Below are 23,820 nucleotides of genomic sequence, written 5' to 3'. Positions count from 1 at the left end.
GGTGCGGCAGCGTCCAAAGATCCTCTCCCGCGCCGAATCGACGACCGCGCTCCCGCCCGCCATGCCCACGACCCTGCGCTGTCCCGCCTGCTCTGCGCCACTGGAGATTCCCGCGCAGCACGCGGCCACGTCCCGCTGCCCGTACTGCGGTGTCGCCGTCCTGCTCTCCGAACGTCCCCAGGGCACGCAAGCCGCCACGAACGATCCTCGCGCGGACGACGTCGGCGACATCGTGGCCCTGCTGCGCGCGGGCCAGCGGATTCAGGCGGTCAAGCTGTACCGCGAGCGGTTCGGCGCGGGGCTGAAGGAATCCGTGGATGCGGTCGACCGCATCGCGGCCGGGCAGCCGGCGGGGACGGTGCCGCTCCCGCCCAGCGGCAAGGGGTCCGCCGTCGGCTGCGCGGTGATGCTCCTTCTGGTGATTGTGGGCGCAGTCATGATCTGGCGCCTGTCCCGCGCCGGGGAGGAGACGACCACGCCACCCGCGGCGCAGGAGTCCCGCGATCCGGTGGGCGCGGTCGCTCCCGGGCCGTCCGCGCCCCCCGCGTTTGCGGACGAGGTGCTGCGGTTCGGGAGCGAGGGCACGGGCGCCGGGCGGTTCACCGATGCGCGCGGCGTGGCGGTGGACGGGGCCGGGCGGATCTACGTGGCCGAGTACCAGGGCGGCCGCGTGCAGGTATTCGACTCGGCGGGCGCGTTCGTCACGCAGTGGATAGCCGATCCGAAGATGCCGCTGGTGGACCTGGAGGCGGACCGCGGCGGCACCGTCTACGTGGTGCAGTACGGCCGCATCCGGCGGTACGAGGGAGCGACAGGCAAGCTGCTGGGTGAGCTTCCCCGCCCTAGCCGGATGACGAGCTACTCCGACGTTGCGCTGGCGCTGGACGGAACGATGTGGGCCGTCGCGGGCACGTCCCAGATCGCACACCTGGGCCGGGACGGCGCCGTGCGGCGGACCATCGACCTGCGCCAGGCGGTTGGCGATGATGCGTCGCCGGAGCGGGTGGCCGTCGCGGGCACGGGCGACGTATACGTGCTGGACCGCTGGTCGGACGAGGTGTACCACCTGGCCCCGGACGGCCGGTTCGTGGACCGGTTCGGCGGACCCGGCGAGGGGCCGGAGAGCACCCCATCGCCGGAGGGCATCGCCATCGACGGACGCGGACGGGTGCTCGTGAGCGACCTGGGCCGCGGCATCCGCGTGTTCGATGCGGCGGGGCACTACGTCGGCGAGTTCGGAGGGCAGGAAGTGGTGTTCGGCCTTGCCGTCACCGACCACGACGAGGTGATCGCGGCGTTCCGCAACCGCCACCAGGTCGTCAAGTTCCGCCTCGATCGCTGACCCTTCTTCGACAGTACGCGCCACGGATGCAACTGGATCGCGCCACCCGGATCGGGGCCACCATCGCCGGCCTGCTCGCGTTCTGCTTCCTGGGAACCATCGCCTTCGCGGTCCTCTCCCTCCACTCCGACTCCGACGTCACCGGGGCCACGCCCGGAGCTTGGGTGGTGGTGGGGCTCGTGGTCCTGCTCGCCAGCCTTGCCGCCGCGGCCGCGGGCGGGGCGCTCGTGGCCCTCATCACCTGGGCATACCGCCGCTTCACCCGTCGATCCGAGCCCTGATCCCTCCCCGCGCTGGCGGCCTCCATGGAAACGATGAACGCCCCGTCCAACCGGCCGGGGCGTTCGTCCATCGAGGTGCGGCCGTGGATCAGAAGGGCTGCACGACGTACAGCACTTCCACGCGGTCGTCGCGGTCGCGGTCCACGAACTCGGCCACCTCGTACTCGCCCGAGCGCACGCGCAGGATGCGCGGGCCGTCCGGCTGCGCCACCCACACGCCCATCAGCGGCTGGTCGTAGCCCAGCGCCACGGACTGCAGCGCCAGACGGCCGAACACGATGTCGCCCAGCACACCGGCGAGCCCGCCGCGGTCCAGCCGGTCCGCGTCCGTGCGGCGGCGGAAGACCACGTCTTCGATGGTGCCGCGGCTCCACAGCGTCCCCGAGCGGCTGCCCAGCCCGAACCCCTTGTCCATGCACCACTCGCGGCCCTGCACCGGGTGACCCGCCCCGCTGCGGCAGAACGCGGGCGCGTTGGCGCTCGGCTGGCGGTCTCCCATGCGCCGGAGCTGCCAGTTGCCCAGCTCGCGCGCGCGGTTCTCGTCCATGTCCATCAGCACGTCGCCGCGGCGGTTCTGCAGGCGGACGCGGCCGTTGGTGGTGAGCACGTTCACCGCGTCCGCCGCCAAGCCACGCGTCCGGCCGCGGGAAAGCGCGTTCTGCAGCGCGTTCGTTCCCGAGCGGTTGGAGGTGCGGCCCCGCGCTGCGGACTCGCGATTGGTCGACGAGCCGCGTCCCGCCGCGGACGAGTTTCCATTCCCCGAGCCCCGGCGCTCGGTCCGCGCGGAGCTGTTGCCCCGCTCCTCACCATCGCGCCGGGTGGATGCGCGGCTCCGTTCCGTGCGGTCGGCCTGGTTGCCGCGCTCACGGGCCGGGCGATCCGCATCCGCATCCGCGCGGCCACGGCCCTCCTGCCGCTGCGCGCTGCCCCCGCGGGCACGGGACTCGGTCTGGCCGCCGCGGCCGGCCTCTGCTTCCCCGCCCTGCTTGCCCTTGCCGCCGCCCTGCTGCTGGACTCCCAATGGGGACGGCGCCGCGAGCGCTTCGCCCGCGAAGGAACTCGCGGATAGCGCAACGGCCGCCGCGAGCGTGAGTGCGATCCTGTTCATCGGTGCCCTTGGAACGTGTTTCTGCTGCCGGCCGCGGTTTGCGCGCGCGCCGGCCTGGTCGATCTGCGCAAGGATGTTGCCGCGCGCGGGGGCCAGAGCCATCTTGCGGGCACATCGTCCACCCAGGCCAACGCCACCCGCACTCACCAGACGACGTGCCCGCTCCCACGTCACCTTCGACCCCCCTCGCCGGCACGCTGCTCGCCAGCCAGCCTCGGGGGTAGCCGTGCAGACCACCCTCTACCTGCGCGAGGTTTCGCTCCGGCGCGCGACGGTGCCCTCGTTCGACGAGTACCCGTTCTCCCTTCCCGCCATCCGGGGGCTGGACGAGCTGGAGTTCAGGTCGCCCGTGACCTTCCTGGTTGGCGAAAACGGCTCGGGGAAGTCGACGCTGCTGGAGGCCATCGCTTCGTCGTGGGGCTTCAACCCCGAGGGCGGCAGCCGCAACATGATGTTTGCCACGCGCCCGTCGGAAAGCGGCCTGCACGAGCACCTGCGGCTGACGCGCGGGACCAAGCGGGCGCGCGACGGCTTCTTCCTGCGCGCCGAAAGCTTCTACAACGTGGCCACGGAGGTCGACAAACTGGACATGACCGGCTGGTACGGCGGAAAGTCGCTTCACGAGCAGTCGCACGGCGAGTCGTTCCTAGCCGTGTTCATGGATCGCCTGTTCGGGGCCGGGTTCTACATTTTGGACGAGCCCGAGGCGGCGCTTTCGCCCTCACGCCAGCTGTCCGTGCTCACCCGCATCAACGACCTGGTCAGCGAGCAGAGCCAGTTCTTGATCGCCACCCACTCGCCCATCCTGATGGGCTATCCGGGCGCCGACATCCTGCTGCTGGACGAGGACGGCATCCGCCGGGTGGACTACGAGGAGACGGAGCACTACTTCATCACGCGCGAGTTCCTGCAGAACCGCGAGCGCATGCTGTCGCAGCTGTTCAGCTGAACGATCCATCCACCGCAATCGGCCATGGGCACCCGAGACCCGCGCATCGACCAGTACATCGACAAGTCTGCCCCGTTTGCGCAGGCCATTCTGCGGCACCTGCGCGAGGTGGTGCACACCGCCTGCCCCACGGTGGAAGAAACGGTGAAGTGGAGCTTTCCCCACTTCATGTACCAGGGAATGCTGTGCAGCATGGCCTCGTTCAAGCAGCACTGCGCGTTCGGGCTGTGGAAGGGCTCGCTGATCCTGGAGCAGGGCGGCGACCACGCGCGCGACGCCATGGGCCACTTTGGGCGCATCACGTCCGTGGACGACCTGCCGTCGGACGAGCTCCTGACCCGCTACATCCACACGGCGATGAAGCTGAACGAGGAGGGCGTGCAGCCGCCCAAGGCCCGCAAGACGGGAAGCAAGCCCGAGCTGGCGGTGCCCGACGCGCTGATGGACGCCCTTCGCGGCAATCCGGCGGCGCAGGCCGCGTTCGAAAAGTTCAGCCCCAGCAACAAGCGCGAATACGCCGACTGGATCGCCGACGCCAAGAGCGACGCCACCCGCCAGCGCCGGATCGGCCAGGCCCTCGAGTGGATCGCCGAGGGCAAGTCGCGCAACTGGAAGTACGAACGCAAGTAACTCCATTTCCTCTTTTAAAAAATCTTGATGCTTGGAGGCAGGATGCTGGGGTTCAGTCGTCGCGAACAGGAATATTTACACCCTCATAGACTGGCGGATGTGCTTGCCCTCATCCAAGTGTTGGCGCTTGATGATGCGACGCACCGCAGCGAGGAAGGACTCCGATCAGAACTTGAGGCGGGGCCTCGATCCGGTAAATCGTGGACTGAGATGGCTAAAGAGCACCCGGAATTCTTCCGTGTGAAGCCGTCCGGAGATCACCGAGTCTCCTTAATATCGCGTCATGTAAGAAAGCGTGAGGCAGATACTCAGAATCATCCCGCGTTGGATGGCGCCCACGTAGATAGTCTGCTCGCAGCTGCTATCGAGCTGCATGACCGTCAGGTGAGACGGAGTGAGAGATGGACTTATTTGATCCCGATCTGGGTGGCTCTCATCGTGGGAGTTCTCGGCTTGGCTGCCGAAACGATCAAGTAAACGCACTGCACCCACTAAAGGCAAACCGATGCCAGACGATTCGCTCGCTTTTCTTCCCGCGCACGAGCTGGCGCGCCGCGTCCGCACGCGCGAGGTGTCGCCCGTGGAGGTGCTGGACGCGTGCATGGCCCAGGTGGAGCGGCACAACGGTGAGATCAACGCCGTTGTGACGCTGAATCCCGGCGCGCGCAACGATGCGGCGGCGCTGGAACGGCGGATTGCGGCCGGCGAGGACGTGGGCCCGCTGGCGGGGGTGCCGGTGGGGATCAAGGACGTGACGGAGGTGGCCGGCGTGCGCACCACCTACGGATCGCCGCTGTTCACCGACTTCGTGCCGGACGAGGACGCGCTCGTCGTGGAGCGGCTGCGCGCGGCCGGCGCGGTGATCCTGGGCAAGACGAACACGCCGGAGTTCGCCGCGGGGGGCAACACCTTCAACCCCGTCTTCGGGCGCACGCGCAACCCGTGGAACCCCGAGCGCAGCGCGGGCGGATCCACCGGCGGCGGCGCGGCGGGGCTGGCCACTGGAATGTTCGCCCTGGCGCAGGGCACGGACCTGGGCGGAAGCCTGCGAATTCCCGCGTCGTTCTGCGGCATCGTGGGGCTGCGGCCATCGGTGGGCCTGGTGCCCACCGTGCCGCAGGACTTCATGTGGGACCCCATGCAGGTCACCGGGGTGATGGGCCGCTCAGCGGAGGACGTGGCGCTCGCCCTGGGCGCCGTGGCCGGCGCCAGCGACCGCGCGCCCCTCGCCCAGCCCACGGAGGGGCGCGACTTCGTTTCCGCCGTCCGCCAGGGAGACGCCCGGGGGATGCGGATCGCCTACTGCCCCGACATCGCGGGCATCGGCATCGACGCCGGCGTGGAGCGCGTGTGCCGCGAGGCCGCGTTCGCGCTGCGCGACGCGGGCGCGACGGTGGAGGAGATCGAGCTGGACCTGGCCTACGGGCGCAAGGCGTTCCTGGCGCTGCGCGGGCTGTGGTTCGTCTCGCAGCTCCACCCGCACCTGGACAAGCTGGAGCACTTTGGCCCCAACGTGGCCAACAACATCCGCGCGGGATTGGCGGTAACGACGGAGGAGATCGGCGCGGCCGAGCAGGCCCGGCGGCGCATCTGGGAGCGCTTCCGGCAGCTGTTCCGCGAGTACGATGTGCTGCTGACGCCCACGATGGCCGTCCCCCCCTTCCCCGTGGTCGAGAACTATCCGCAGACCGTCGGCGGGCGGGAGATGGAGACGTACGTGGACTGGATCGCCCCCACCTTCGTGCTGAGCCTGACGGGGCTTCCCGTGGCCTCCGTCCCCGCGGGGCTGGACGCGGACGGGATGCCGGTCGGGCTGCAGATCGTGGCGCCGCCGCGGGGCGAGGAGCGCGCGCTGGCGATGGCCGGCATCGTGCAGCGGGTGCGGCCGATCCCGCGCCCGCCGCTGGTGGCGGGCGCCTGACGGACCTCCTTCCGCGAGACCAGCGACTTGAGCTACGCGCACCGCATCGAGCCGGGCACCCGGGTGTCGCTGGGCGCCATCGATCCCCGCGACACCGGTGGCGTCGGCAAGGCCCAGGGCCAGGAGCGCTTCATGGCGCTCAACGCGGAGCTTGCCGGCCTGCAGGAGCTGCTGTACGCTGCCGGCACCCACTCCGTGCTGATGATCCTGCAGGGGATGGACACCAGCGGAAAGGACGGCGCCGTCCGCGGCGTGCTGATGAACGTCAATCCGCAGGGGTGCCGCGTGGAGTCGTTCAAGGTGCCCACCGAAGAGGAGCTGGCGCACGACTTCCTCTGGCGCGTCCACAAGGTCACGCCGGGCAAGGGCATGCTGGGCGTCTTCAACCGCTCGCACTACGAGGACGTGCTGATCGCCCGCGTGCACCGCTTCGTTCCGGAAGAGGTGTGGCGTGCGCGCTACGAGCAGATCAACCAGTTCGAGCAGATGCTGGCCGCCAGCGGCACCCTGATCCTCAAGTTCTTTCTGCACATCGGCAAGGACGAGCAGGAGAAGCGGCTGATGGAGCGCGAGCAGGACCCCACCAAGGCGTGGAAGCTCAGCGCCAGCGACTGGCGCGAGCGGCAGTACTGGGACGACTACCAGCGCGCGTACGAGGACGCCATCGGCAACTGCAGCACGCCGCACGCGCCCTGGTACGTGGTGCCCGCCGACAAGAAGTGGTTCCGCAACCTGGCCATCGCCGAAGTGCTGGCCGGCACCCTGCGCCAGCACGTCCCCACCTGGCGGGCGGCGCTGGACGCCATGAGCGCCGCCCGCGTGGCGGAGTTGCGTACGTATCGCGAGGCGCTGAACGCGCAGTAGTCTCACGCGGAGAAACAGCGGAACCCACGGCGCGCCACACGGCTTTCGGCGCACCCGCGGCAGGCCAGTCCACGAAGGTGGACTTCGTGTATTCGTTGCAGCGAATTCATTCGCCCGTGCGCGGGCGGCCAGAACTTCCACACCCGCACCTCTTCCGATGACCGTCTCCACCCGCTCCGCGTCGCACGTATCCGACAAGGCCAGCCGCTTCACCGAGTCCGTCATCCGCGAGATGACGCGCGAGGCTATGAAGTACGGCGCCATCAACCTGGCGCAGGGCTTTCCCGACTTCGGCGCGCCGGAGGCCATCAAGCAGGCGGCGATGGACGCCATCGCGGCGGACGTCAACCAGTACGCCATCACCTGGGGCGCCCGCGACTTCCGGCAGGCGCTGGCGCAGAAGACGGCGTGGCACCTGGGGATGGAGATCGATCCCGAGCGCGAGATCACCGTCACCTGCGGCAGCACCGAGGCCATGATCGCCACGCTGATGGCCACGGTGAACCCCGGCGAAGAGGTGATCGTCTTCGAGCCGTTCTACGAGAACTACGGCCCCGACGCCATCCTGTCCGGCGCCAGCCCGGTGTACGTGAAGCTGTACGCGCCCACCTGGAGCTTCGACCGCGACGAGCTGCGCGCCGCCTTTTCCGGACGCACGCGGGCCATCATCCTGTGCAACCCCAACAACCCCGTGGGCAAGGTGTTCACCCGCGAGGAGATGGAGTTCATCGCCGGACTGTGCCGCGAGCACGACGTGCTGTGCATCACCGACGAGATCTACGAGCACATCCTCTACTCGCACGCCGACGGCACGCCGGCGCGGCACATCTGCATGGCGCAGCTGGAGGGGATGCGCGAGCGGACGGTGAACTCCATGTCGAAGACCTATTCCGTCACCGGGTGGCGCGTGGGCTACTGCATCGCCCCGCCCCAGATCACCAGCGCCATCCGCAAGGTGCACGACTTCCTTACCGTGGGCGCGGCGGCCCCGCTGCAGGCGGCGGGGGCGTTCGCGCTGTCGCTGCCGACGGAGTACTACCACAAGCTGCGCGCCGACTACCAGGCGCGGCTGGACCTGTTCCTTCCCGCGCTGGAAAAGGCCGGCTTCGGCGTAACGCGGCCCGAGGGCGCGTACTACGTGATGACGGACATCAGCGCGTTCGGGTTCGGGAACGACGTGGAGTTCGCCATGCACCTGGTGCGCGACATCGGCGTGGCGTGCGTGCCCGGCAGCAGCTTCTACCACCGCCCGGAAGACGGGGCGAAGCAGGTGCGCTTCTGCTTCTGCAAGAAAGACGAGACGCTGCTCGGAGCGGTAGAGCGGCTGGCGAAGCTCGCCTGATCGCGGAACGACTTTGAATCAAGCGGAGGCGCGGAGGGCTTCCGCTGCTCCTGTGCGCCTGCCTACGCCCGAGCCTCGGAGAGTATCGTGACGGATGGATTGGAGAACGACGAGCCGGTGTTCCCCGGGTCCGGGGGCTCGGCGAGCCTGGTGGAGTGGGTGGACGGGCTGCTGGTGGCGTTGAACGAGGGGCGGACGGATGAAGTGCGGACCGCGCTGCAGAACGAGGAATGGAGGACGGGGTGGGACCTGTCGGGCATTCCCGCGCCCATCCAGGAGCAGTTCGCCGAGGCCCTGGCCTGCGCGGCCGAGGCGATGGCCTCAGGCTCCGCGGACGCGACGCAGGATGCGCTACTGATTGCGCGCTCGCGGTTTCTGCCGGGGGCGTAAGGGCCCCTCCCCCGGCAAACTGCGCCGGGAGAGGGGAGAACTTCGGTCGGGGTTCGACAAGCTGCCTGCGCATGCCGCGGGAGCCCCCTCTCCCCGGCCCTCTCCCCCGCTTCGCAGGGGAAAGGGAGAATTCGCTCGCGCTTCGGCCACACCTGCTTCGCGCGCCTTCCGTGCGCCTGCAACGGATTGACGCACAACACCCTGTCATCCTGAGGCCCAGGCGCGCCTAACCTGCCCGTACCCCATGCCTCGCGGGCCGAAGGATCTAGCCTGAACCACGAAACAAGCCTTGGCGCGGTAGCGGTCACGGATGCAAAGGCCTCGGCTGCCGTGGGGCCCTCACCCACGCACGCGGAATCAGCGCGCAGCTAGTCGGTCCTTACGGGCCACATCATCACTCCGGGAAGTCGTCGACCGATTCCCCACTCTCCCCAATATCATCGTCCGCGAAGTCTTCCTCGCCGTCCGAGATGGCCTCGTCATCCCAGACGAGCAGCGTTTCGTTCGCCTCCTCCAGGTCCGACGCGCGGACGAGCACGCGAACACCTTGGATTAGCACGGTGAGCCCGACGCCGCCGCCCATCTGCGCGTCGGGGATGAAGGCATCGATCCCCTCTGCGTCCAGCATGGCGACGATCAGCTCGGCCTCATGCATGTAACCGCAGTTGCGCACCACCACCCATTCGTCCGCGCGGGCGTCGTATCCATTTGCTGATTCATCGCTCATCGTGCCTCCCGTTTTGGTTCGATCTCATTGGCCTGCATCAAAACGGTCTCACCGTCGTCAAGATCGCAGACGGCGGCTCCCGCATTCACCCACCGCCAGACTGTCCGCACATCGCCCGCTGGACAAGCCATTCGCCTTTGCCCGGTGCACATCGCACCTCGCGACGGCCCGTTGCCATTCTCGCCCAGGTTGCATTTGAACTTCCCCCTTCCCGGACGCAGTTACACGGCACCACGGATTATGTCCCACTGTGGTCGGCGTGGCGAGCCGGAATCGTGCCAGCGGAGCTCTTGGTGCCCCTCGGTTTGCGCATCGCCGCTTACTTTTTCTTGGCGGGCTGAGCCCCGTGCGGAACCAGGAGATCGAAGGGGTTCAGGTCGCGGCCCTTCCACCAGCGGTTCGGGTCCGTCACCGTGTGGATCGAAAAATGGAGGTGCGGTGAGCCCGTGACATTCCCGGTGCTCCCCACGTACCCGATCACGTCGCCCGGGCGCACGAGGTCCCCTTCCTTGAGGCCCGGCCGATACCCGTGAAGGTGGGCGTAGTAGTAGATGGTTCGCGCGTCTGTGCCCCGCTGGTACACCGAAATCCCGCCCACCGCGTTGGAATCGCGCTTCACGATTACGCCCTCCGCGGCGGCGACGACGGGCGTGCCCTGCTTCGCAAAGATGTCCACACCCTTGTGCAACCGGCCGCCGGAACGTGCGGCACCGTACGTGTCCTTCAACTCGCTCCGCAGCACCCCCGCGACCGGAACGGTCAGCCCCGCCGCATCCGCCACGGGCACCACCAGGCTTTCCCGTGTCGGAAACCCGATCGTGAGCACCCGGTCGGCGGCGGCCAGGTAGATCGCCAGCCCCACGATCAGCGCCACCTCCGCCAGCGCCACGCCGATCACGGCGGCGCGCAGGGTGATGCGCGGGATCTTCATCCGCCACCGGCCGCGAACAGTTTCGCCACCTCGGGCTTCATGACCTTGCCCATCGCGTTCCGCGGAAGCGCATCTACCCGGCGCAGGTCGCGGGGCAGCTTGTAGGGCGCCAGGTGGTCGCGCGCCCACCCTTGCAGCTCATCCAGCGCCACGGCCGACCCATCCGCCGCCTCGACCGCCACGCAGATGCGCTCGCCCCAGTCGGGATCGTCCACGCCCACCACGGCGCACTCGGCGATGGCGGGGTGCGTGCGCAGCACCTCCTCGATCTCCAGCGCCGAGACCTTGTATCCGCCCGTCTTGATGATGTCGACGCTGCGGCGGCCCAGCAGACGGTAGTAGCCGTCTTCCACCACGGCCACGTCGCCGGTGCGGAACCAGCCGTCGCGGAACGCCTCGGCCGTGGCCGCGGGGCGGCGCCAGTACTCCAGGAACACGCTGGGACCGCCGATTTCCACCTCGCCCGGCGTGTCGGGCGGCGCTTCCCCGCCCTCGTCGTCCACCAGCCGCACGGCTACGCCGGGCAGCGGCAGCCCGACGAACCCCGGCCGGCGCTCGCCCCGCAGCGGGTTGCCGAGTGCCATGCCGATCTCCGTCATCCCGTACCGCTCCAGCAGCACGTGCCCGCTGATCTGCCGCCAGCGCTCCAGCGTCTGCACCGGCAGCGCGGCGGAGCCCGACACCATCAGCCGCATCCGCCGGCAGCCTTCGGCCATGCGCGCCTGGCGCTCGGGCGGAGCCTGGTCGTACGCGGTGATCAAGCGGTTGTAGACGGTGGGAACGGCCATGAACAGGCTCAGCCGCCCGCTCTCGATGGCCCGCCACGTCTCGTCCGCATCGAAGCGCGGCAGGATTTCGCACGCCGCGCCGGACCACAGGGCGCACGAGAGCACGTTGACGATGCCGTGTACGTGGTGAAGCGGCAGCACCAGCAGCGTGCGATCGTCGGCCGACCACTCCCACGCCTGCACCAGCGTGGTCACCTGCGCACGCAGGTTGGCGTGCGTGGTCACCACGCCCTTGGGCTTTCCCGTCGTGCCGCTGGTGTAGACAATCATCGCCCGGCGCGCCTCGTCCACCCCGGGCAGCGCCACGGGATCAGCGGCGAGCGCATCCGCACTCTCCACGAACCGCCGCCCGTTGCGCTCGGCGATGGGGCGCAGCACCTCCGCGAAACCGCCGTCCGCCACCACGATGGACGCGTCGGCATCCTGCACCACGTACTCCAGCTCGGCGGGGGGATGCGACACGGCGAGGGGAACGGCGATGCCGCCCGCCCGCCAGATGCCCCACTGCGTCGCGACGTAGTGCCATCCCGGAGCCGCCAGGAACGCGACGCGCGCCTCGCGCAGATCGTCCGCCCCGGCCAGCAGCGCCGAAGCCACGCGCGCGGACGCGTCGAGCAGGTCCGCGTACGTGAACCGGCCCTCGGGCGCCACGACGGCCGTGCGCGCGGCGTGGGCGCGTGCCTGCGAGACGATCGGCGGATCGGCGGATTCGAGCTGCATGGGCGGGCGGGGGCGGGTGGAGGTGACCTGCTCCGCAATGTAGGCCGCAGACCTTCTCCGCGCACGCAGACGCCGGCGGAGCACCCGCGTTCCGGCTTCCGCACGGGTCGGATCGGCCAGGGTGAGATGTGGCGGATCATGAGCGTGGCATCACAGGGAACGCGCGGGGGGAGTCCCGCGATTTTCTCCAGCCTGCGGCGCCTCCCGCACACCAACGGACGAATGCGCCGGAAGTCCGTATATCGTGCGTGTCGGCAGCAAAGGAATGGCCCGTTGAAACGGGGCGGGTTCTCCAGGCGGCGCCTTGTAAAACCGGGGTTGTCAACGCGGGATTTTCCTTTCATCTTTCCATTGCAAACACCCTCGTTCCATCCCCATGAACCATCCCGTGGCGGCGTCGCCGCCCGGCGACCGCGTGGCACTTTCGCGCGGACTCGCCAACTTTCTCGTCGAGCTGGCCATCGCGCTGCAGCACCACGGCGTCTATCCGCCGGGGCATCCGTTCCTGGCGCGCTCCGCCGAGGGCGTGGTGCGCCGGCTGGACACGGTGCTGCTGGACCGCGCCTCGCTTTCGTTCGGCGTTGCGCGCCGGCAGCTGGTGATCGAGGGCGTGGCGACGGACGAGAGCAACCCGGTGCTGAGCGGGCTGGCGGACCGCCTCCACCGCCACCGCGTGGGCGCCGTCACGCTCCGGCGCGGGCTGGATGTGGACGAGGTGTCGGCGTTCCTCTGCTTCCTGGCCCGCGAAACGGAGCCCGGACGCCCGCCGCGCGAATGGGGCAACGAGGCGTGGCCCCACGCCAGCCTCCATTCGCTGTCGTACGCGCAGCTGGAGCTGACCGGCGACGGCGCCACGGACGACGGGCACGCCACCGCCGGCGTCCGCGCGGCGCAGCTGTGGGTGGGGTTGGCCCGGGCCGCCCTGGCGTCGGGAACGGACACGGACGAGACGCCCGAGCCCGCCGTGGTGGCGAGAGCCATCGAGCAGAACGCTCACGCCGTGGCGTACGACCAGGTGATCGTGGGCTACCTGCTTCAGCTTGCGCAGGAGCTGCGGGCGGAGGGAGGGCGCGGCTCGGCCGAAGTGCGGCGCCGCATGTCGGACATGCTGGGGCGGCTGAACCCGGCCACCATCAAGCGCCTGCTGGAAATGGGCGGCGATGGGGCACAGCGCCGCCGCTTTCTCCTGGATGCCAGCCACGGGTTCGCCAGCGACGCCGTCGTGCGCCTGGTGGAGATCGCGGCCGAGAGCGAGGGGCAGACCATCTCCAGCTCGCTCGTCCGCCTGCTGAACAAGCTGGCCACCCACGCGGGCGAACCCGCCGGCGCCACGCGGGCCGCGGCCGACGCGGCCCTGCGCGAGCAGGTGGAGGCGCTGGTGGGCGGCTGGGGGCTGGCCGATCCCAATCCGCAGGCCTACACCCGCGTGCTGGACGGCCTGTCGACGACCCTGGCCGGGATCATCGACCTGCTCCCCGGCCCCAACTCTCCCGAGCCCGAACGCATCCTGGAAACGGCGCTGGAGGTGGGCGGCAACGGCCCCACCGTCTGGGCGGCGGTCCAGCGGATGGAGGCGGCCGGCCAGCTGCACCGGGTGGTGCAGCTGCTGTGCGACGCGCCGGGCCAAGGCGAGCTGGTGGAGGCGGGATGGGCGTACGCGTGCCGCCCCGACGGCGTGCGCAAGCTGCTGCGCGAAGGCGGGGACGCCTCCGCCGCGCTCGACGCAGTGCTGGCGCGCACGGGTGCGGACGCCGCCCCTGCCCTGCTGGACGAGCTGGCGGAGTCGGAAAGCCGCACGGTCCGGCGGGCCGCCGTGGCCCGCCTGGTGGCGCTGGGCCCGGCGGCGCTCCCGGAGATCGGCCGGCGGATGGCGGACGATCGTTGGTACCTGATCCGCAACCTGCTTTCCATCATCGCCGGCATCGGCGCGGCGCCGGACGGGTTCTCCGCCGCGCCGTTCCTGCGCCATGAGGACGAGCGGGTGCGGCGCGAGGCGTTCAAGGCGGCGCTGCGGCTGGGCGGCGACCGCGAGCGCGTGCTGGGGCTGGCGCTGACGGACCCCGACACGCAGGTGCTGCGGGTGGCGCTGGCCGACTGTGCCGACGCGTGCCCGGCGCCGGTGCTTCCGCTGGTGTGCCGGCGCATCGACGACCCCGCCACCGAGCCGGAGGTGCGCGCGCTGGCGGCTCGCGTATTGGGCAGCTCGCGTGAGCCGATCGCCGTCGCCACGCTGGTGCGCGTGGCCAGCGCGGGACGCACCCTGCTGGGCCGCGTGCGCCTGGCACATCCCACCCCCGAAGTGCTGGCCGCCATCGCCGCCCTGGGCCGCGGTTGGCCTCAGCATCCAGCCGCCAAGCCCGTGCTGGACGCCGCCCGGCGCTCCGGCCATCCCGAGATGCTTCGCCTGCTCACCGCTTCGCCCGCCGCCCCATGAGCGACGCCGTACGTTTTCTTACCGGGATGGCGCAGGCCATCGCCACGCTGGCGCTGTACGGGGACGGACACCCCGCGCGCGAGCGGGCGCTGGACGCCGCCTACCAGCCGCTCGCAGACCTGCAGGGGGCCCAGCCGCGGCAGTCGTTCACATTCCTGGGCGACGAGGTGGTGCACGGTTCCACGCCGCTGGGCGAGCTGCGCAACTGGGAGTGGAGCGGCCGGCTGGTCGCCGCGGGAATGCAGCGGCTGGAGTTCGACGAGCGGGTGTCGCGCGACGAATTGGAGGCGTTGCTGGAGGAGATCCTGGCGCGCCTGACGCTGCAGGTGATGGACTCGCCGGAAGCCCGGCAGATGCGGCCGTCGCGCATCCGCATGGGCGCGGTGGGGGTGCGGGGCGAGACGGCCCCGGTGGAGACGCTGACGGCCACGCTGGACTACTCGCTGGCGGACGAGGTGCAGGCCATCCGCTGGATGCACGACGAGGTGGAGCAGATGCGCCCGGTGCCGCTGGCCGAAGCCGAGGCGGTGGTGCGCTCACTTTCCGTGGCCATGCACGGCGACCAGCAGATGATCCTGCCGCTGCTGCGGCTGCGCACGCACGACGAGTACACCACCACGCACTCCATGAACGTGGCGGTGCTCACGATGGCGATGGCCGAGTTCCTGGGCTATCCGCAGTCGGACATCCGCGCGTTCGGCGTGGCCGGCCTGCTTCACGACATTGGTAAGGTGCGCATTCCCCGCGACATCCTGAACAAGCCGGGCAAGCTGACGCCCGAGGAGCGGGCGATCATCAACCGCCACCCGATCGACGGCGCGCGGGTGCTGCTGGACACCGAGCGCAACCTGGACATGGCGGCGGTGGTGGCGTACGAGCACCACATCATGCACGACGGCGGGGGCTATCCGGCGCTCCATTACTGCCGAAGCTGCCACTCGGCGAGCCGCTTGGCCCACGTCTGCGACGTGTACGACGCGCTGCGCACCCACCGTCCCTATCGCGAGGCGTGGCCGGCGGAAAAGGTTCTGACGTACATTGAGGAGCGCGCGGGAACGGAGTTCGATCCCGGGGTGGCCGCCTCGTTCGTCCAGATGATGAGGCAGTGGGAGCAGCGCTTCGCCGTGCTCGAAGACGAGCGCCAGCCCGTCCGCGCGCCGGTCACCGCCGGGGGAGCCGAGGCCGCGGGATCAGTGACCGCTGCCGCGCCGACGCTTGGAGGTGCCCCAGGCTAGATCCTTCGCCCCGCGAAGTGAGTGCTGCGGGCCAGTCCGGCGCGCCTGGGGCTCAGGATGACAAGCCTTTGCGCATCATTGGTTTGGGAGCGCACAGGATGACAGGCTGCTGCGCGACCTCAGCTTGGGAGCAGCGCCACACTGGCCCCTTCCCCCGCGGGGTTTGCGGGGGAAGGGCTGGGGATGGGGGGCGGCCGAGGCATGCGCCGGCCTAAGTCGAAACGCCACTCAACTGGGGTGTACCCCCTCTCCCACGCTGTTTGTGGGAGAGGGTCGCACGCGTGTCAGCGCGGCGGGGTGAGGGCCCCACGGCAGCCGAGGCCTCGGCAACGGTGACCGCTGCCGCGCCCAGGTTTCAAGGTGCCCCAGGCTAGATCCTTCGCCCCGCGAAGTTCGTACTCCGGGCCGGTCCGGCGCGCCTGGGGCTCAGGATGACAAGCCTTTGCGCACCGACAGTTTGGGAGCAGCCCCACACTGGCTCCCTTCCCCCTTCACTCGTTCGATCGGAACCCGCGGTTCAGTTGCCGCGCGCCAGCCGCTGCAGGGCAATGGCGCGCTCGTGATCGGAGTCCATCCGGTCCACCACCGCGCGGTAGGCGGCGGTCACACGCTGGTTGCGGAGATGGTTCGCCGGCACCTGCGACAGCACGATCCGCTTCTCCAGGTCCGAATCCATCCGCGCGGCGGAGTGCAGGGCGGCGACGGTGGATGCCTCGCTGGGCGAGCCCCGGAGTGCCTGCGTCAGCACGATCCGGCGCTCCATGTCGCTGTCGATGCCGTCCAGCGCGCGAAAGAACGCCGCCTCCGCCGTTCCGCCGCGCTCAAGCCAGCGGGTAAGGACGATCCGCCGTTCCATGTCGCTGTCCATCCCGTCCACGGCGCCGAAGAATGCCTGCTGGGCGCCTGCAGGTAGCCGGCCCCGCTCCAGCGCGTGATGCAGGACGATGCGCGTCTCCATGTCGGAATCCATCCCGCCCGCCGCGTCCAGGATCGCTCGCATGGCACCCTCGCCGCGCGCGTGCTCCATCGCGTGGACAAGGACGATCCGCCGCTCCGAGTCCGAGTCCATCCTGCGATCGACGTCCGCCATCACCCGCGACATGTCGGCCGGGGAAAGCGGCTGGCCGCCGAGCAGCGCCTGGTAGTAGGCGCGGCGCGCCGCGTCCCCCCGCATCCGGCCCACCTCCTGGAGCACGGCGGGCACGCCGCCACGCTGGCGCAGGTGCGCCACCCGCTCGCGCGCGCCCAGGCCGCTGCCGCGCACCGCCTGCAGGATCGCCGCGCTGGCCCACTCGCGCCCGCGCGCATCCATCTGCCGTTCGCGTCCGTCCACCCGGTAGCGAACGTCGACGCGTCCACCCTGGCCGGGGGTAAAGTCCACGCGGCGCGTGGTCCCCCGGCTGCGCTCCTCCACCATCAGGCTGCCGCCGGGGCTCACGCGCTGCACCCAGTTGCCGTCGTCGTTGATCTCCACGTCGCCGCGCATGCGCACCTCCAGCCGCTGGCCGTTGTGCTCCTGGACGATGTGCGTCTGCTCGCTACGTTCGTGGCGCTGCGCGCAGGCGGGAACGGCCAGCAGCAGCGCGGCGGCGAGGGAAAGTGTACGGATCATGGTCGTTCTCCAGCGCAAAGGGGTGAAAAATCAGCACTTGATGGCAACGAAACGCCGGGCGCGCGGCCCGGCGACCGTGTAGCTCAGACTCCCGTGTATTCGCGGATGAATGCGTTCATCCACGCGCGGCCCTCAGCTTCGAACGGGCGCTGCTGTCCGTCGACCGTATACGTGAACACCGGCCGCCCGCCCTCGCCCGGAACCCCGCGGACGATGTGCACGTGCCCGTCGTAGCGCCGCTCCAGGTGCAGCCGCCCACCCGGAAGGATGCGGCGGATGTCGGACCGCGCCGTTCTGAAGATCACCTTGCTCGCGTGGATTTCCACGTCGCACGGCTTTCCGTTGCGCAGCCCGCTGAGTTCGATTTCGCTGTCCCACTGCCCCTCACCCGAGGCGTTGCGCGGCGCGCTTGCAACGGTGCCCGAGCGTCGGCTCCCAGTGGAGGACCGCGAGCCCGTGGGCGCGGCGCGCGTCGACGAGTTCGAAGTCAGCGCGTTCAGCGCCAGCCCGCGCTCCAATTCACTGTCGATGGAGCGCGCGGCGGCCAGGTACGCGTCGCGCGCGCTTCCCTGCACCGTCTGCCGCGCCGCCGCGCCGGTAAGGATGATGCGGCGCTCCAGGTCCGAGTCGACGCTCGCGACCACGCGGAAGATGGCGGCCAGCGAGGGCGTGTCCCAGCGCCGCGCCTCCCACAGCCCGGTGATGACGATGCGCTGCTCCAGCGACGACGAGAACGACTCCAGCGCCGAGGCCATCGCCGGAGGCAGCGAGCCACTCGCCCGGAAGGTGCGGTGCTCGGTGACGGCGGTGAGGACGATGCGCTTCTCCAGGTCCGAGTCCATCGTGCGCGTCGCGGCCACGATCCCGGAGATGTTCGCCGCGCTGAGGTCGCTCTTCTCCAGCAGCCCCGTCAGCACCATCCGCCGCGCCGAGGCAGACTTGATGTCTTCGGCCGCGCGGATGATCTCGGTGTACAGCCCGGGATCGCCCCGGCCGATGGCCTCGCGAAGCACGGCCGCCGCATCCCCATCGCTGCTGCCTGCCTTCACCACGGGCGCGCGCGCCGGTGCCTTGGGTTCAGCCGCCGGTGCGGAAAGCCGCTCGACGTTCTCGATCACCCGAGGCGCGACCGTGGATGGCGCACTCGCCTTCTCCGGGCGCAGCGCCGTGGCGACGCCGGGCGTCTCGATTCTCGGCTTCGAAACCGGCGGCTGATCAGTCGACCGAGCCGCGGTCGTGACCGGCACCTCAGCGGCGGGCGCCGGGCGGAGCGCCGCGAGCGGCAGCATGCACACCAGGGCCGCGGCGGCCGTAGCCAGCCCGGCCGTGCGGCTGACTCCGTTGCGGCGCACGGCGTTGTCCAGGATCGCCAGCAGCCGCCCCTCGAACTGGCTGCGGCGCGCCATCGCCAGCGCGGGGGTGGGGCCGTTGGACGAACCCAGCTTGCGGACGATGTCCAGCAGGTGGTCGGCGTAGTCCGCCGCGCGCGTGCCGATGGCCAGCACCGCGTCGTCGCAGGCGTGCTCGCGCTCTTCACGCAGCTTGCGCGCGGCCACCCACACCAGCGGGTTGAACCAGAACACCACGAGTGCGAGGTGGGCGATCCACTGCGTGGCCGCGTCCCAGCGGCCCACGTGCGCCAGCTCGTGGGCCAGCACCACGCGCCGCCGCTCGGCCTCCCACTGGTCGGACTCGGCGGGAAGGAGAACGACGGGATGGAACACGCCCCACGTCATGGGCACCGTGGCTGCGGGCTCGCGCAGCAGCCGGACGATGCGCCCCAGGCGAAGGCGCCGCGCCAGGCCGTCCGTCAGCGTCACCCACTCGTCGTCCGTCAGCTCCGTCGCGCGCCGCTCGATCCACCGGATGCGCGCGACGCCGTACGCCAGCCGCAGCCCGAACAGCAGAACGCCCGCCGCCCACACCATCAGCGCCAGGCGAATCCAGTCCATCGACACCCACCACCGCTGCGCCGGCACAGCAGCGGCGGCCGGAGCCGTGGAAGCCGGTCCGGATGCGGACGAGGTGATCGACGCGGACGACTGATCGATCGAAGCAGGCGCGGAAGCAACCGCGGGCGCCGAGGCGATGGGAGCGGTGGGAAGCGGAAGCACCCGCCATTCCGGGACGAAGCTGCGCGCCAGGGGCAGAAGAAGGAGCGCGGCCAGCGCCGCCAGCCACACCAGGTGCCGGGCGGAGGCGGACGAGCGGCGCATCAGCCCCGTGGCGGCCAGCGCGGCCAGCAGCACCAGGGTGCCACGCACCGCCGCGTCGGCGACGGCCAGGAACAGTGCCGAATCCGTCATTGCCCCTCCTCGCCGTTGCGGGCCTGCTCGATCAGCTTCGCCAAGCGATCCAGCTCCGCGGGCGACGGCTGCGAATCTTCGATCAGCGCGTTCACCACCTGCTCCGGGCTGCCGTTGAAGAACGTCCGCAGCAGGTGGCGCAGGGCCGTAGTGCGCGCCTGCGTCCGGGGCGTGGTGGGAAGATAGACGTAGCGTTTGCCGTCCATCTCGTGGTTCAGCAGCCCTTTTTCCTCCAGCAGGCGCAGCGCGGCCCGCACGGCGGAGTAGGTCGGCGGATCGGGAAGATCGTCGAGCACGTCGGCGGCCGTCGCCTTGCCGCGCCGGTAGACGATGTCCATGATCTGCCGCTCTCTGCGGCTCAGCTCGGATCGGGTCTGGGCTTCCATGCCGGCGGGACTCAGGGGCGAGGGCGCATCACGTGCGGAAGAATCAGCACATGCAGAATATTCAGCACTTCGTTCCGAAAGTCAAGACAAAAGAAAAACGGGTCTCACGCGGAGGCGGAACGAAGGATGTTGGGCACATGGGACAACGCAAGCAGCCCCGCGGCATCTGAGCGATGTCGCGGGGCTGCAATGGTCGTTGTAGGATTCGAACCTACGACCTCTCGCGTGTGAAGCGAGCGCTCTGGACCAGCTGAGCTAAACGACCGTATCGCGGGCCGGAGGTTATCCGCGCCCGCGCCGGAAGGTGGGCTGCTTCCTGCGGGGACCTGACCCTTTGCCCTCCAGAAACCTGCTATACCCCGTACGGGAATCGAACCCGTGTTTTGGCCTTGAGAGGGCCATGTCCTAGGCCACTAGACGAACGGGGCGTGGCTGGTTGGAGCCTTGCAACCTAACAGCCTGGCCGGAGATCGTCAACCGCCGGCCGGGCGTTCCTTGCCCAGAGGCGCCGCCCGGATTCGAACCGGGGATGGAGGATTTGCAGTCCTCTGCCTTACCACTTGGCTACGGCGCCAGCACGCGAGAGGGCCCCGGCAGGGACCCTCAGCGCCCGGCAAATGTATGTACCATCCCGTGGACCGTCAACCCCGCGGGCCCGCGTGATTGCAGGCCCCGTGCGTTTGACAGCGCCCCGTGCGTGCGCTAGCGTCCCCGCCGGAGCCGCGCCGATTTTCGCGGATTTTCCTGCACACCCCGACCAACGTTTCCGGCGGATGAATCTGCCTTTTCGTACCACGTTCGCACTGGCGCTCCTGCTGCTGGCCGCCGTTCCCGCGCCGGCGCAGGACGCCGATGCGTGGGTGCTGCCCCGCGGCAAGCTGGAAGTGACCGGAACCGGCGTTTTCACCCACTACCAGCGCCGCCTGGGCGGTGACGGCCTGGGCTCGGAGTTCGCCCAGCCGTTCCAGGACCTGGCCCTGCAGGCGCTGGGCGACTCGCTGGCCCGGGCCAACGTAGGAACGCGCCAATTGTGGAGCAGGCTCACGGGCGGAAGTCCGCTTCCCGACTCGCTCGATCCGGGCACCACCTCGCTTCGGCTGCGCGCCGACGTACGGCAGGTGCCGCTCACCGTGCGCTACGGCTGGCGCGATCGCATCACCGTCTTTGCCACGCTGCCCATCGAGCGGCGCGCCGTCTCGTCACTGGGGCCGTTCCTGCTGGGCGGCAACGTGGGGCTGAACCCCGACGCGGTGAAGAACCGCGCCGCGCTCGCCAACATCGACTCGGCGCTCGCGGGCTACGGCGGCGGGCTGCTGCTGCCCACGCGCGGCTCGCAATTGGGCGACTCGCTCCAGGCGCTGCTCCGCAAGCGCGGCACCGACACGCTGAACCTACCCACCGCCACGGTGGACTTCGCCAACCTGCAGGCGAACCAGCAGCTGGCCGCGTTCGATTCGCTCTCCAATAGCCGGGGCTACCGCTTCGGCGACGTGCAGGTGGGCGCGCGCTTCCTGCTGACGCCGGGCCCGCCGGGGTGGCCCATCCCCGACACCGTGCAACGCCGCGCCGTGCGAACGTCCGTGGGCGTGCGCGGCCGCCTTCCCACGGGAGCGCGCGGCACGATGTTCCGCACCGAGCTGGTGCCGGGCGGCGGGCACTTCGGCCTGGGCGTGGACGCGTTCAACGACCTCTTTCTTTCGCGCCGATGGCTGGTCAGCGCCTCCGCGAGCTTCGACGTGCTGCTGCCGGCGGACGTCCAGCGCCTGGCGTTCGCCGCGGACCGCCCATTTCCGCCCGACACCGCGGTGCGCACGGTGCGCCGCGAGCCGGGGTCGCAGCTGGCCTTCAACGTGGTTCCGCGCTGGCGGCTGACGCGCGAGCTCTCGTTCGCCGGGCAGTACGCGTTCACGCGGGCGGGTGCCACCACGTACACGGGCGACGTGCTGCCGTCGCCCGTGGAGACTCTCGACGCGTGGATGGCGCACGCGGCGGGCATCGGCGCGCGGTACAGCACGTTGCGCGCGTACTCGCTGGGGCAGGCCGCCGTGCCGGTGGAGGTCGACCTTTCCGTGCTCTCGGCCTTTGCGGGGAGCGGTGAGGCGCCCGCGTACAGCCAGGTGCGGATCATCGGCCGCTTCCATCCGCACCGGGGTTTGCTCCCCGGCCCGGACAGCATTCCCCCGCCCCCACCGGTCCCGGCGGACACCACCGCCCCGGCTCCGGTGGCCACGACGCCTGCGACTGAACCCGCGACGCCACCCACGCCGCCACCGGGCACCCCGCCGGCAACGCCCCTGCCCATCCCGCCGACCGGCAGCAACGCGCGGCCTCCCGCCCAGGAGCGGCGCTGACCAGGCGACCGACCGACACCACGCAAACACCCCCACGGCCGAGAGACCGCGGGGGTGTTTCTACATGGGCGACCGCAGCACTCCGAGCGGCCCCGACCCTCTGTCATCCAGAGGCCCAAGCGCGCCGAATTCGCCCGTACTCCATCCCGTGCGGGCCGAAGGATCTAGCTGTCGCGTCCCGTGCGATTGTGGTGAGGAACGCCTAGCTCGTATCTTCACTGCACGGGTTTGGCTTGCATCTGTTCTGACCGCGCGGCTGGAGGGTCGCCGCGGCGACCCTCCAGCCGCGTGCGGCGCCGAGGTGCCATGAACGTCCCACTGCACAAGAACGCTCGTACCACTCCGCGCATCCGTGCGGAGATCCAGGCTGCCCCCGCCTCGATTACCACCGAGGCGCTGGCGAAGCGCTATGCCATCCACTCCAACACGGTCCGCAAGTGGAGGCGGCGCGACACCGTCGAAGACGGCTCCCATCGTGCACATCGACTCCAGTCCACGCTGGCGCCGGAGCAGGAGGAGATCGTCGTCGAGCTTCGCCGAACGCTCCTCCTGGGCATCGACGACCTGCTGGTGGTCGTGCGCGAGTTCATCTGCCCCACGATGAGCCGCTCCGCGCTCGACCGCATGCTGCGCCGCCATGGCGTGTCCTCGCTGCGCGAACTCCTGCCCAAGGAGGAGCGAGAACCGTCGAAGCGCTTCAAGACGTACGAGCCAGGATTCCTCCACGTGGACGTGAAGTACCTGCCGCAGATGCCCGACGAGCCGAAGCGGAAGTACCTCTACGTGGCCATCGACCGGGCCACCCGCTGGGTCTACCACGAGATCCTGCCGGACAAGTCGTCGGCCTCCGCAGCCGGCTTCCTGGAGCGCCTGGTCGAGGCGTGCCCGCTGAAGATCGCCAAGGTGCTCACCGACAACGGCAGCGAGTTCTCCGACCGTTTCGTGCATGGCCGCGAGCGCGCTCCCACGGGCAAGCACGTCTTCGATCGCGTGTGTGCCGACCATGGGATCGAGCACCGTCTCAGTCCGCCCTGGCATCCGCAGACGAACGGCATGGTAGAGCGCTACAACGGCCGGATCACCGACCAGCTCGCCCGTACGCGCTTCGACTCTTCGCAGGCGCTGGCCGACGGGCTCAACGGGTACCGCGAGGTCTACGTCAACCACATCCCGCAACGCGCGCTGGGTCACGTCACCCCGCGAGCCGCGCTCCTGGACTGGTTCCGGAGGAGGCCGGACCTCTTCCGGAACGACCCACACAATCTGCCGGGTCTTGACAGCTAGCCTGGGATGCCAAGAAACCCGGGCGCGGCAGCGACACGAAACCTCGAGGCGCGGTGCCCGCGGGCGAATGAATTCGCTGCGTAACCGTTCAGGTGGCAGCAGCCAGGAGCTTGGGTGCAGCGTTGCCGGAGCGCAGGGCGGCGATGGAAAGAGCAATGAAGTCGAGCGGGTGCACCTTCTGCTGCTGGCAGGTGGCGCTGACCGAGAGGATCCGCTCGG

Annotated in this window: 19 protein-coding genes and 3 tRNA genes; 12 read left to right on the top strand and 10 right to left on the bottom strand. The window is 70.0% G+C overall.

Annotated elements, in window-relative coordinates; all coding sequences use genetic code 11:
* Nucleotides 1–61 precede the first annotated feature (61 nt).
* Complete coding sequence (locus tag VF632_RS02445; protein ID WP_331021251.1) at nt 62–1,342, top strand: hypothetical protein; 1,281 nt, start codon at nt 62–64, stop codon at nt 1,340–1,342.
* Nucleotides 1,343–1,368: 26 nt separating this feature from the next.
* Entirely contained in the window at nt 1,369–1,623 is a 255-nt protein-coding gene (locus tag VF632_RS02440) for a hypothetical protein (RefSeq protein ID WP_331021250.1), read from the top strand.
* A gap of 88 nt (nt 1,624–1,711) precedes the next feature.
* Here the strand turns inward: VF632_RS02440 and VF632_RS02435 are convergent, their stop codons facing one another.
* Nucleotides 1,712–2,731, bottom strand: coding sequence for a hypothetical protein (locus VF632_RS02435; RefSeq protein WP_331021249.1), 1,020 nt, complete (start codon nt 2,729–2,731; stop codon nt 1,712–1,714).
* A 226-nt stretch (nt 2,732–2,957) separates the two neighbouring features.
* Here VF632_RS02435 and VF632_RS02430 point away from each other — a divergent pair, with 226 nt between their 5' ends.
* From VF632_RS02430 to VF632_RS02405, 6 genes are all read left to right on the top strand, one after another.
* Complete coding sequence (locus tag VF632_RS02430; RefSeq protein ID WP_331021248.1) at nt 2,958–3,680, top strand: AAA family ATPase; 723 nt, start codon at nt 2,958–2,960, stop codon at nt 3,678–3,680.
* A 24-nt stretch (nt 3,681–3,704) separates the two neighbouring features.
* A complete protein-coding gene (locus VF632_RS02425; RefSeq protein WP_331021247.1) occupies nt 3,705–4,310 on the top strand; it encodes a YdeI/OmpD-associated family protein in 606 nt (201 codons plus the stop codon).
* A gap of 505 nt (nt 4,311–4,815) precedes the next feature.
* On the top strand, nt 4,816–6,231 hold the full coding sequence (locus VF632_RS02420; RefSeq protein ID WP_331021246.1) for an amidase: 1,416 nt from the start codon (nt 4,816–4,818) through the stop codon (nt 6,229–6,231).
* A 27-nt stretch (nt 6,232–6,258) separates the two neighbouring features.
* Nucleotides 6,259–7,095 carry a polyphosphate kinase 2 family protein gene (locus VF632_RS02415; protein ID WP_331021245.1) on the top strand — a complete coding sequence of 279 codons (837 nt, stop codon included), beginning with the start codon at nt 6,259–6,261 and terminating at the stop codon, nt 7,093–7,095.
* A 157-nt stretch (nt 7,096–7,252) separates the two neighbouring features.
* Complete coding sequence (locus VF632_RS02410) at nt 7,253–8,437, top strand: pyridoxal phosphate-dependent aminotransferase (protein WP_331021244.1); 1,185 nt, start codon at nt 7,253–7,255, stop codon at nt 8,435–8,437.
* Between the two features lie 87 nt (nt 8,438–8,524).
* Entirely contained in the window at nt 8,525–8,827 is a 303-nt protein-coding gene (locus tag VF632_RS02405; RefSeq protein ID WP_331021243.1) for a hypothetical protein, read from the top strand.
* 394 nt (nt 8,828–9,221) lie between these two features.
* Here the strand turns inward: VF632_RS02405 and VF632_RS02400 are convergent, their stop codons facing one another.
* From VF632_RS02400 to VF632_RS02390, 3 genes are all read right to left on the bottom strand, one after another.
* Entirely contained in the window at nt 9,222–9,554 is a 333-nt protein-coding gene (locus VF632_RS02400) for a putative signal transducing protein (RefSeq protein ID WP_331021242.1), read from the bottom strand.
* 319 nt (nt 9,555–9,873) lie between these two features.
* Entirely contained in the window at nt 9,874–10,485 is a 612-nt protein-coding gene (locus VF632_RS02395; RefSeq protein WP_331021241.1) for a M23 family metallopeptidase, read from the bottom strand.
* Nucleotides 10,482–11,993, bottom strand: a complete 1,512-nt coding sequence (locus VF632_RS02390) for an acyl-CoA synthetase (protein WP_331021240.1) — start codon at nt 11,991–11,993, stop codon at nt 10,482–10,484. Before VF632_RS02390 ends, VF632_RS02395 begins: the two co-directional genes overlap by 4 nt.
* Nucleotides 11,994–12,369: 376 nt before the next feature.
* Here VF632_RS02390 and VF632_RS02385 point away from each other — a divergent pair, with 376 nt between their 5' ends.
* Nucleotides 12,370–14,427, top strand: coding sequence for a hypothetical protein (locus tag VF632_RS02385; protein WP_331021239.1), 2,058 nt, complete (start codon nt 12,370–12,372; stop codon nt 14,425–14,427).
* Nucleotides 14,424–15,662 (top strand): HD-GYP domain-containing protein, encoded by a 1,239-nt coding sequence (locus VF632_RS02380; RefSeq protein WP_331021238.1) that lies wholly within the window; start codon nt 14,424–14,426, stop codon nt 15,660–15,662. The genes VF632_RS02385 and VF632_RS02380 overlap by 4 nt, the downstream gene beginning before the upstream one ends.
* A 517-nt stretch (nt 15,663–16,179) precedes the next feature.
* On the opposite strand, the gene VF632_RS02375 is transcribed toward VF632_RS02380, so the two are convergent.
* The 6 genes from VF632_RS02375 to VF632_RS02350 all read right to left on the bottom strand — a co-directional run bounded on the left by VF632_RS02375 (nt 16,180) and on the right by VF632_RS02350 (nt 20,540).
* A complete protein-coding gene (locus VF632_RS02375; RefSeq protein WP_331021237.1) occupies nt 16,180–17,274 on the bottom strand; it encodes a hypothetical protein in 1,095 nt (364 codons plus the stop codon).
* Nucleotides 17,275–17,357: 83 nt separating this feature from the next.
* A complete protein-coding gene (locus tag VF632_RS02370) occupies nt 17,358–19,580 on the bottom strand; it encodes a M56 family metallopeptidase (protein ID WP_331021236.1) in 2,223 nt (740 codons plus the stop codon).
* Nucleotides 19,577–19,966, bottom strand: coding sequence for a BlaI/MecI/CopY family transcriptional regulator (locus VF632_RS02365; RefSeq protein WP_331021235.1), 390 nt, complete (start codon nt 19,964–19,966; stop codon nt 19,577–19,579). The genes VF632_RS02370 and VF632_RS02365 overlap by 4 nt, the downstream gene beginning before the upstream one ends.
* Before the next feature lie 190 nt (nt 19,967–20,156).
* Nucleotides 20,157–20,231 (bottom strand) — tRNA-Val (locus VF632_RS02360).
* A gap of 90 nt (nt 20,232–20,321) precedes the next feature.
* Nucleotides 20,322–20,394, bottom strand: a tRNA-Glu gene (locus tag VF632_RS02355).
* A gap of 75 nt (nt 20,395–20,469) precedes the next feature.
* Nucleotides 20,470–20,540, bottom strand: a tRNA-Cys gene (locus tag VF632_RS02350).
* Between the two features lie 199 nt (nt 20,541–20,739).
* Between VF632_RS02350 and VF632_RS02345 the strand changes: the two genes are divergently transcribed.
* Nucleotides 20,740–22,317, top strand: coding sequence for a hypothetical protein (locus tag VF632_RS02345; RefSeq protein WP_331021234.1), 1,578 nt, complete (start codon nt 20,740–20,742; stop codon nt 22,315–22,317).
* Between the two features lie 306 nt (nt 22,318–22,623).
* Nucleotides 22,624–23,601, top strand: coding sequence for an IS481 family transposase (locus VF632_RS02340; RefSeq protein ID WP_331021233.1), 978 nt, complete (start codon nt 22,624–22,626; stop codon nt 23,599–23,601).
* Nucleotides 23,602–23,820: the final 219 nt, after the last annotated feature.

It is taken from the genome of Longimicrobium sp. (assembly GCF_036388275.1).
In the GTDB taxonomy this organism is placed as follows: Bacteria; Gemmatimonadota; Gemmatimonadetes; order Longimicrobiales; family Longimicrobiaceae; genus Longimicrobium.
Note: the sequence above shows the minus strand (reverse complement) of the source record. Positions and strands in the feature narration are given on the sequence as shown.

Excerpts from the sequence above, each read along its gene's own strand:
- VF632_RS02445 (WP_331021251.1), top strand. The coding sequence starts at position 62 with ATGCCCACGACCCTGCGCTGTCCCGCCTGCTCTGCGCCACTGGAGATT.
- VF632_RS02440 (WP_331021250.1), top strand. The coding sequence starts at position 1,369 with ATGCAACTGGATCGCGCCACCCGGATCGGGGCCACCATCGCCGGCCTG.
- VF632_RS02435 (WP_331021249.1), bottom strand. The coding sequence starts at position 2,731 with ATGAACAGGATCGCACTCACGCTCGCGGCGGCCGTTGCGCTATCCGCG.
- VF632_RS02425 (WP_331021247.1), top strand. The coding sequence starts at position 3,705 with ATGGGCACCCGAGACCCGCGCATCGACCAGTACATCGACAAGTCTGCC.
- VF632_RS02420 (WP_331021246.1), top strand. The coding sequence starts at position 4,816 with ATGCCAGACGATTCGCTCGCTTTTCTTCCCGCGCACGAGCTGGCGCGC.
- VF632_RS02410 (WP_331021244.1), top strand. The coding sequence starts at position 7,253 with ATGACCGTCTCCACCCGCTCCGCGTCGCACGTATCCGACAAGGCCAGC.
- VF632_RS02400 (WP_331021242.1), bottom strand. The coding sequence starts at position 9,554 with ATGAGCGATGAATCAGCAAATGGATACGACGCCCGCGCGGACGAATGG.
- VF632_RS02395 (WP_331021241.1), bottom strand. The coding sequence starts at position 10,485 with ATGAAGATCCCGCGCATCACCCTGCGCGCCGCCGTGATCGGCGTGGCG.
- VF632_RS02390 (WP_331021240.1), bottom strand. The coding sequence starts at position 11,993 with ATGCAGCTCGAATCCGCCGATCCGCCGATCGTCTCGCAGGCACGCGCC.
- VF632_RS02385 (WP_331021239.1), top strand. The coding sequence starts at position 12,370 with ATGAACCATCCCGTGGCGGCGTCGCCGCCCGGCGACCGCGTGGCACTT.
- VF632_RS02380 (WP_331021238.1), top strand. The coding sequence starts at position 14,424 with ATGAGCGACGCCGTACGTTTTCTTACCGGGATGGCGCAGGCCATCGCC.
- VF632_RS02375 (WP_331021237.1), bottom strand. The coding sequence starts at position 17,274 with ATGATCCGTACACTTTCCCTCGCCGCCGCGCTGCTGCTGGCCGTTCCC.
- VF632_RS02370 (WP_331021236.1), bottom strand. The coding sequence starts at position 19,580 with ATGACGGATTCGGCACTGTTCCTGGCCGTCGCCGACGCGGCGGTGCGT.
- VF632_RS02365 (WP_331021235.1), bottom strand. The coding sequence starts at position 19,966 with ATGGAAGCCCAGACCCGATCCGAGCTGAGCCGCAGAGAGCGGCAGATC.
- VF632_RS02345 (WP_331021234.1), top strand. The coding sequence starts at position 20,740 with ATGAATCTGCCTTTTCGTACCACGTTCGCACTGGCGCTCCTGCTGCTG.
- VF632_RS02340 (WP_331021233.1), top strand. The coding sequence starts at position 22,624 with ATGAACGTCCCACTGCACAAGAACGCTCGTACCACTCCGCGCATCCGT.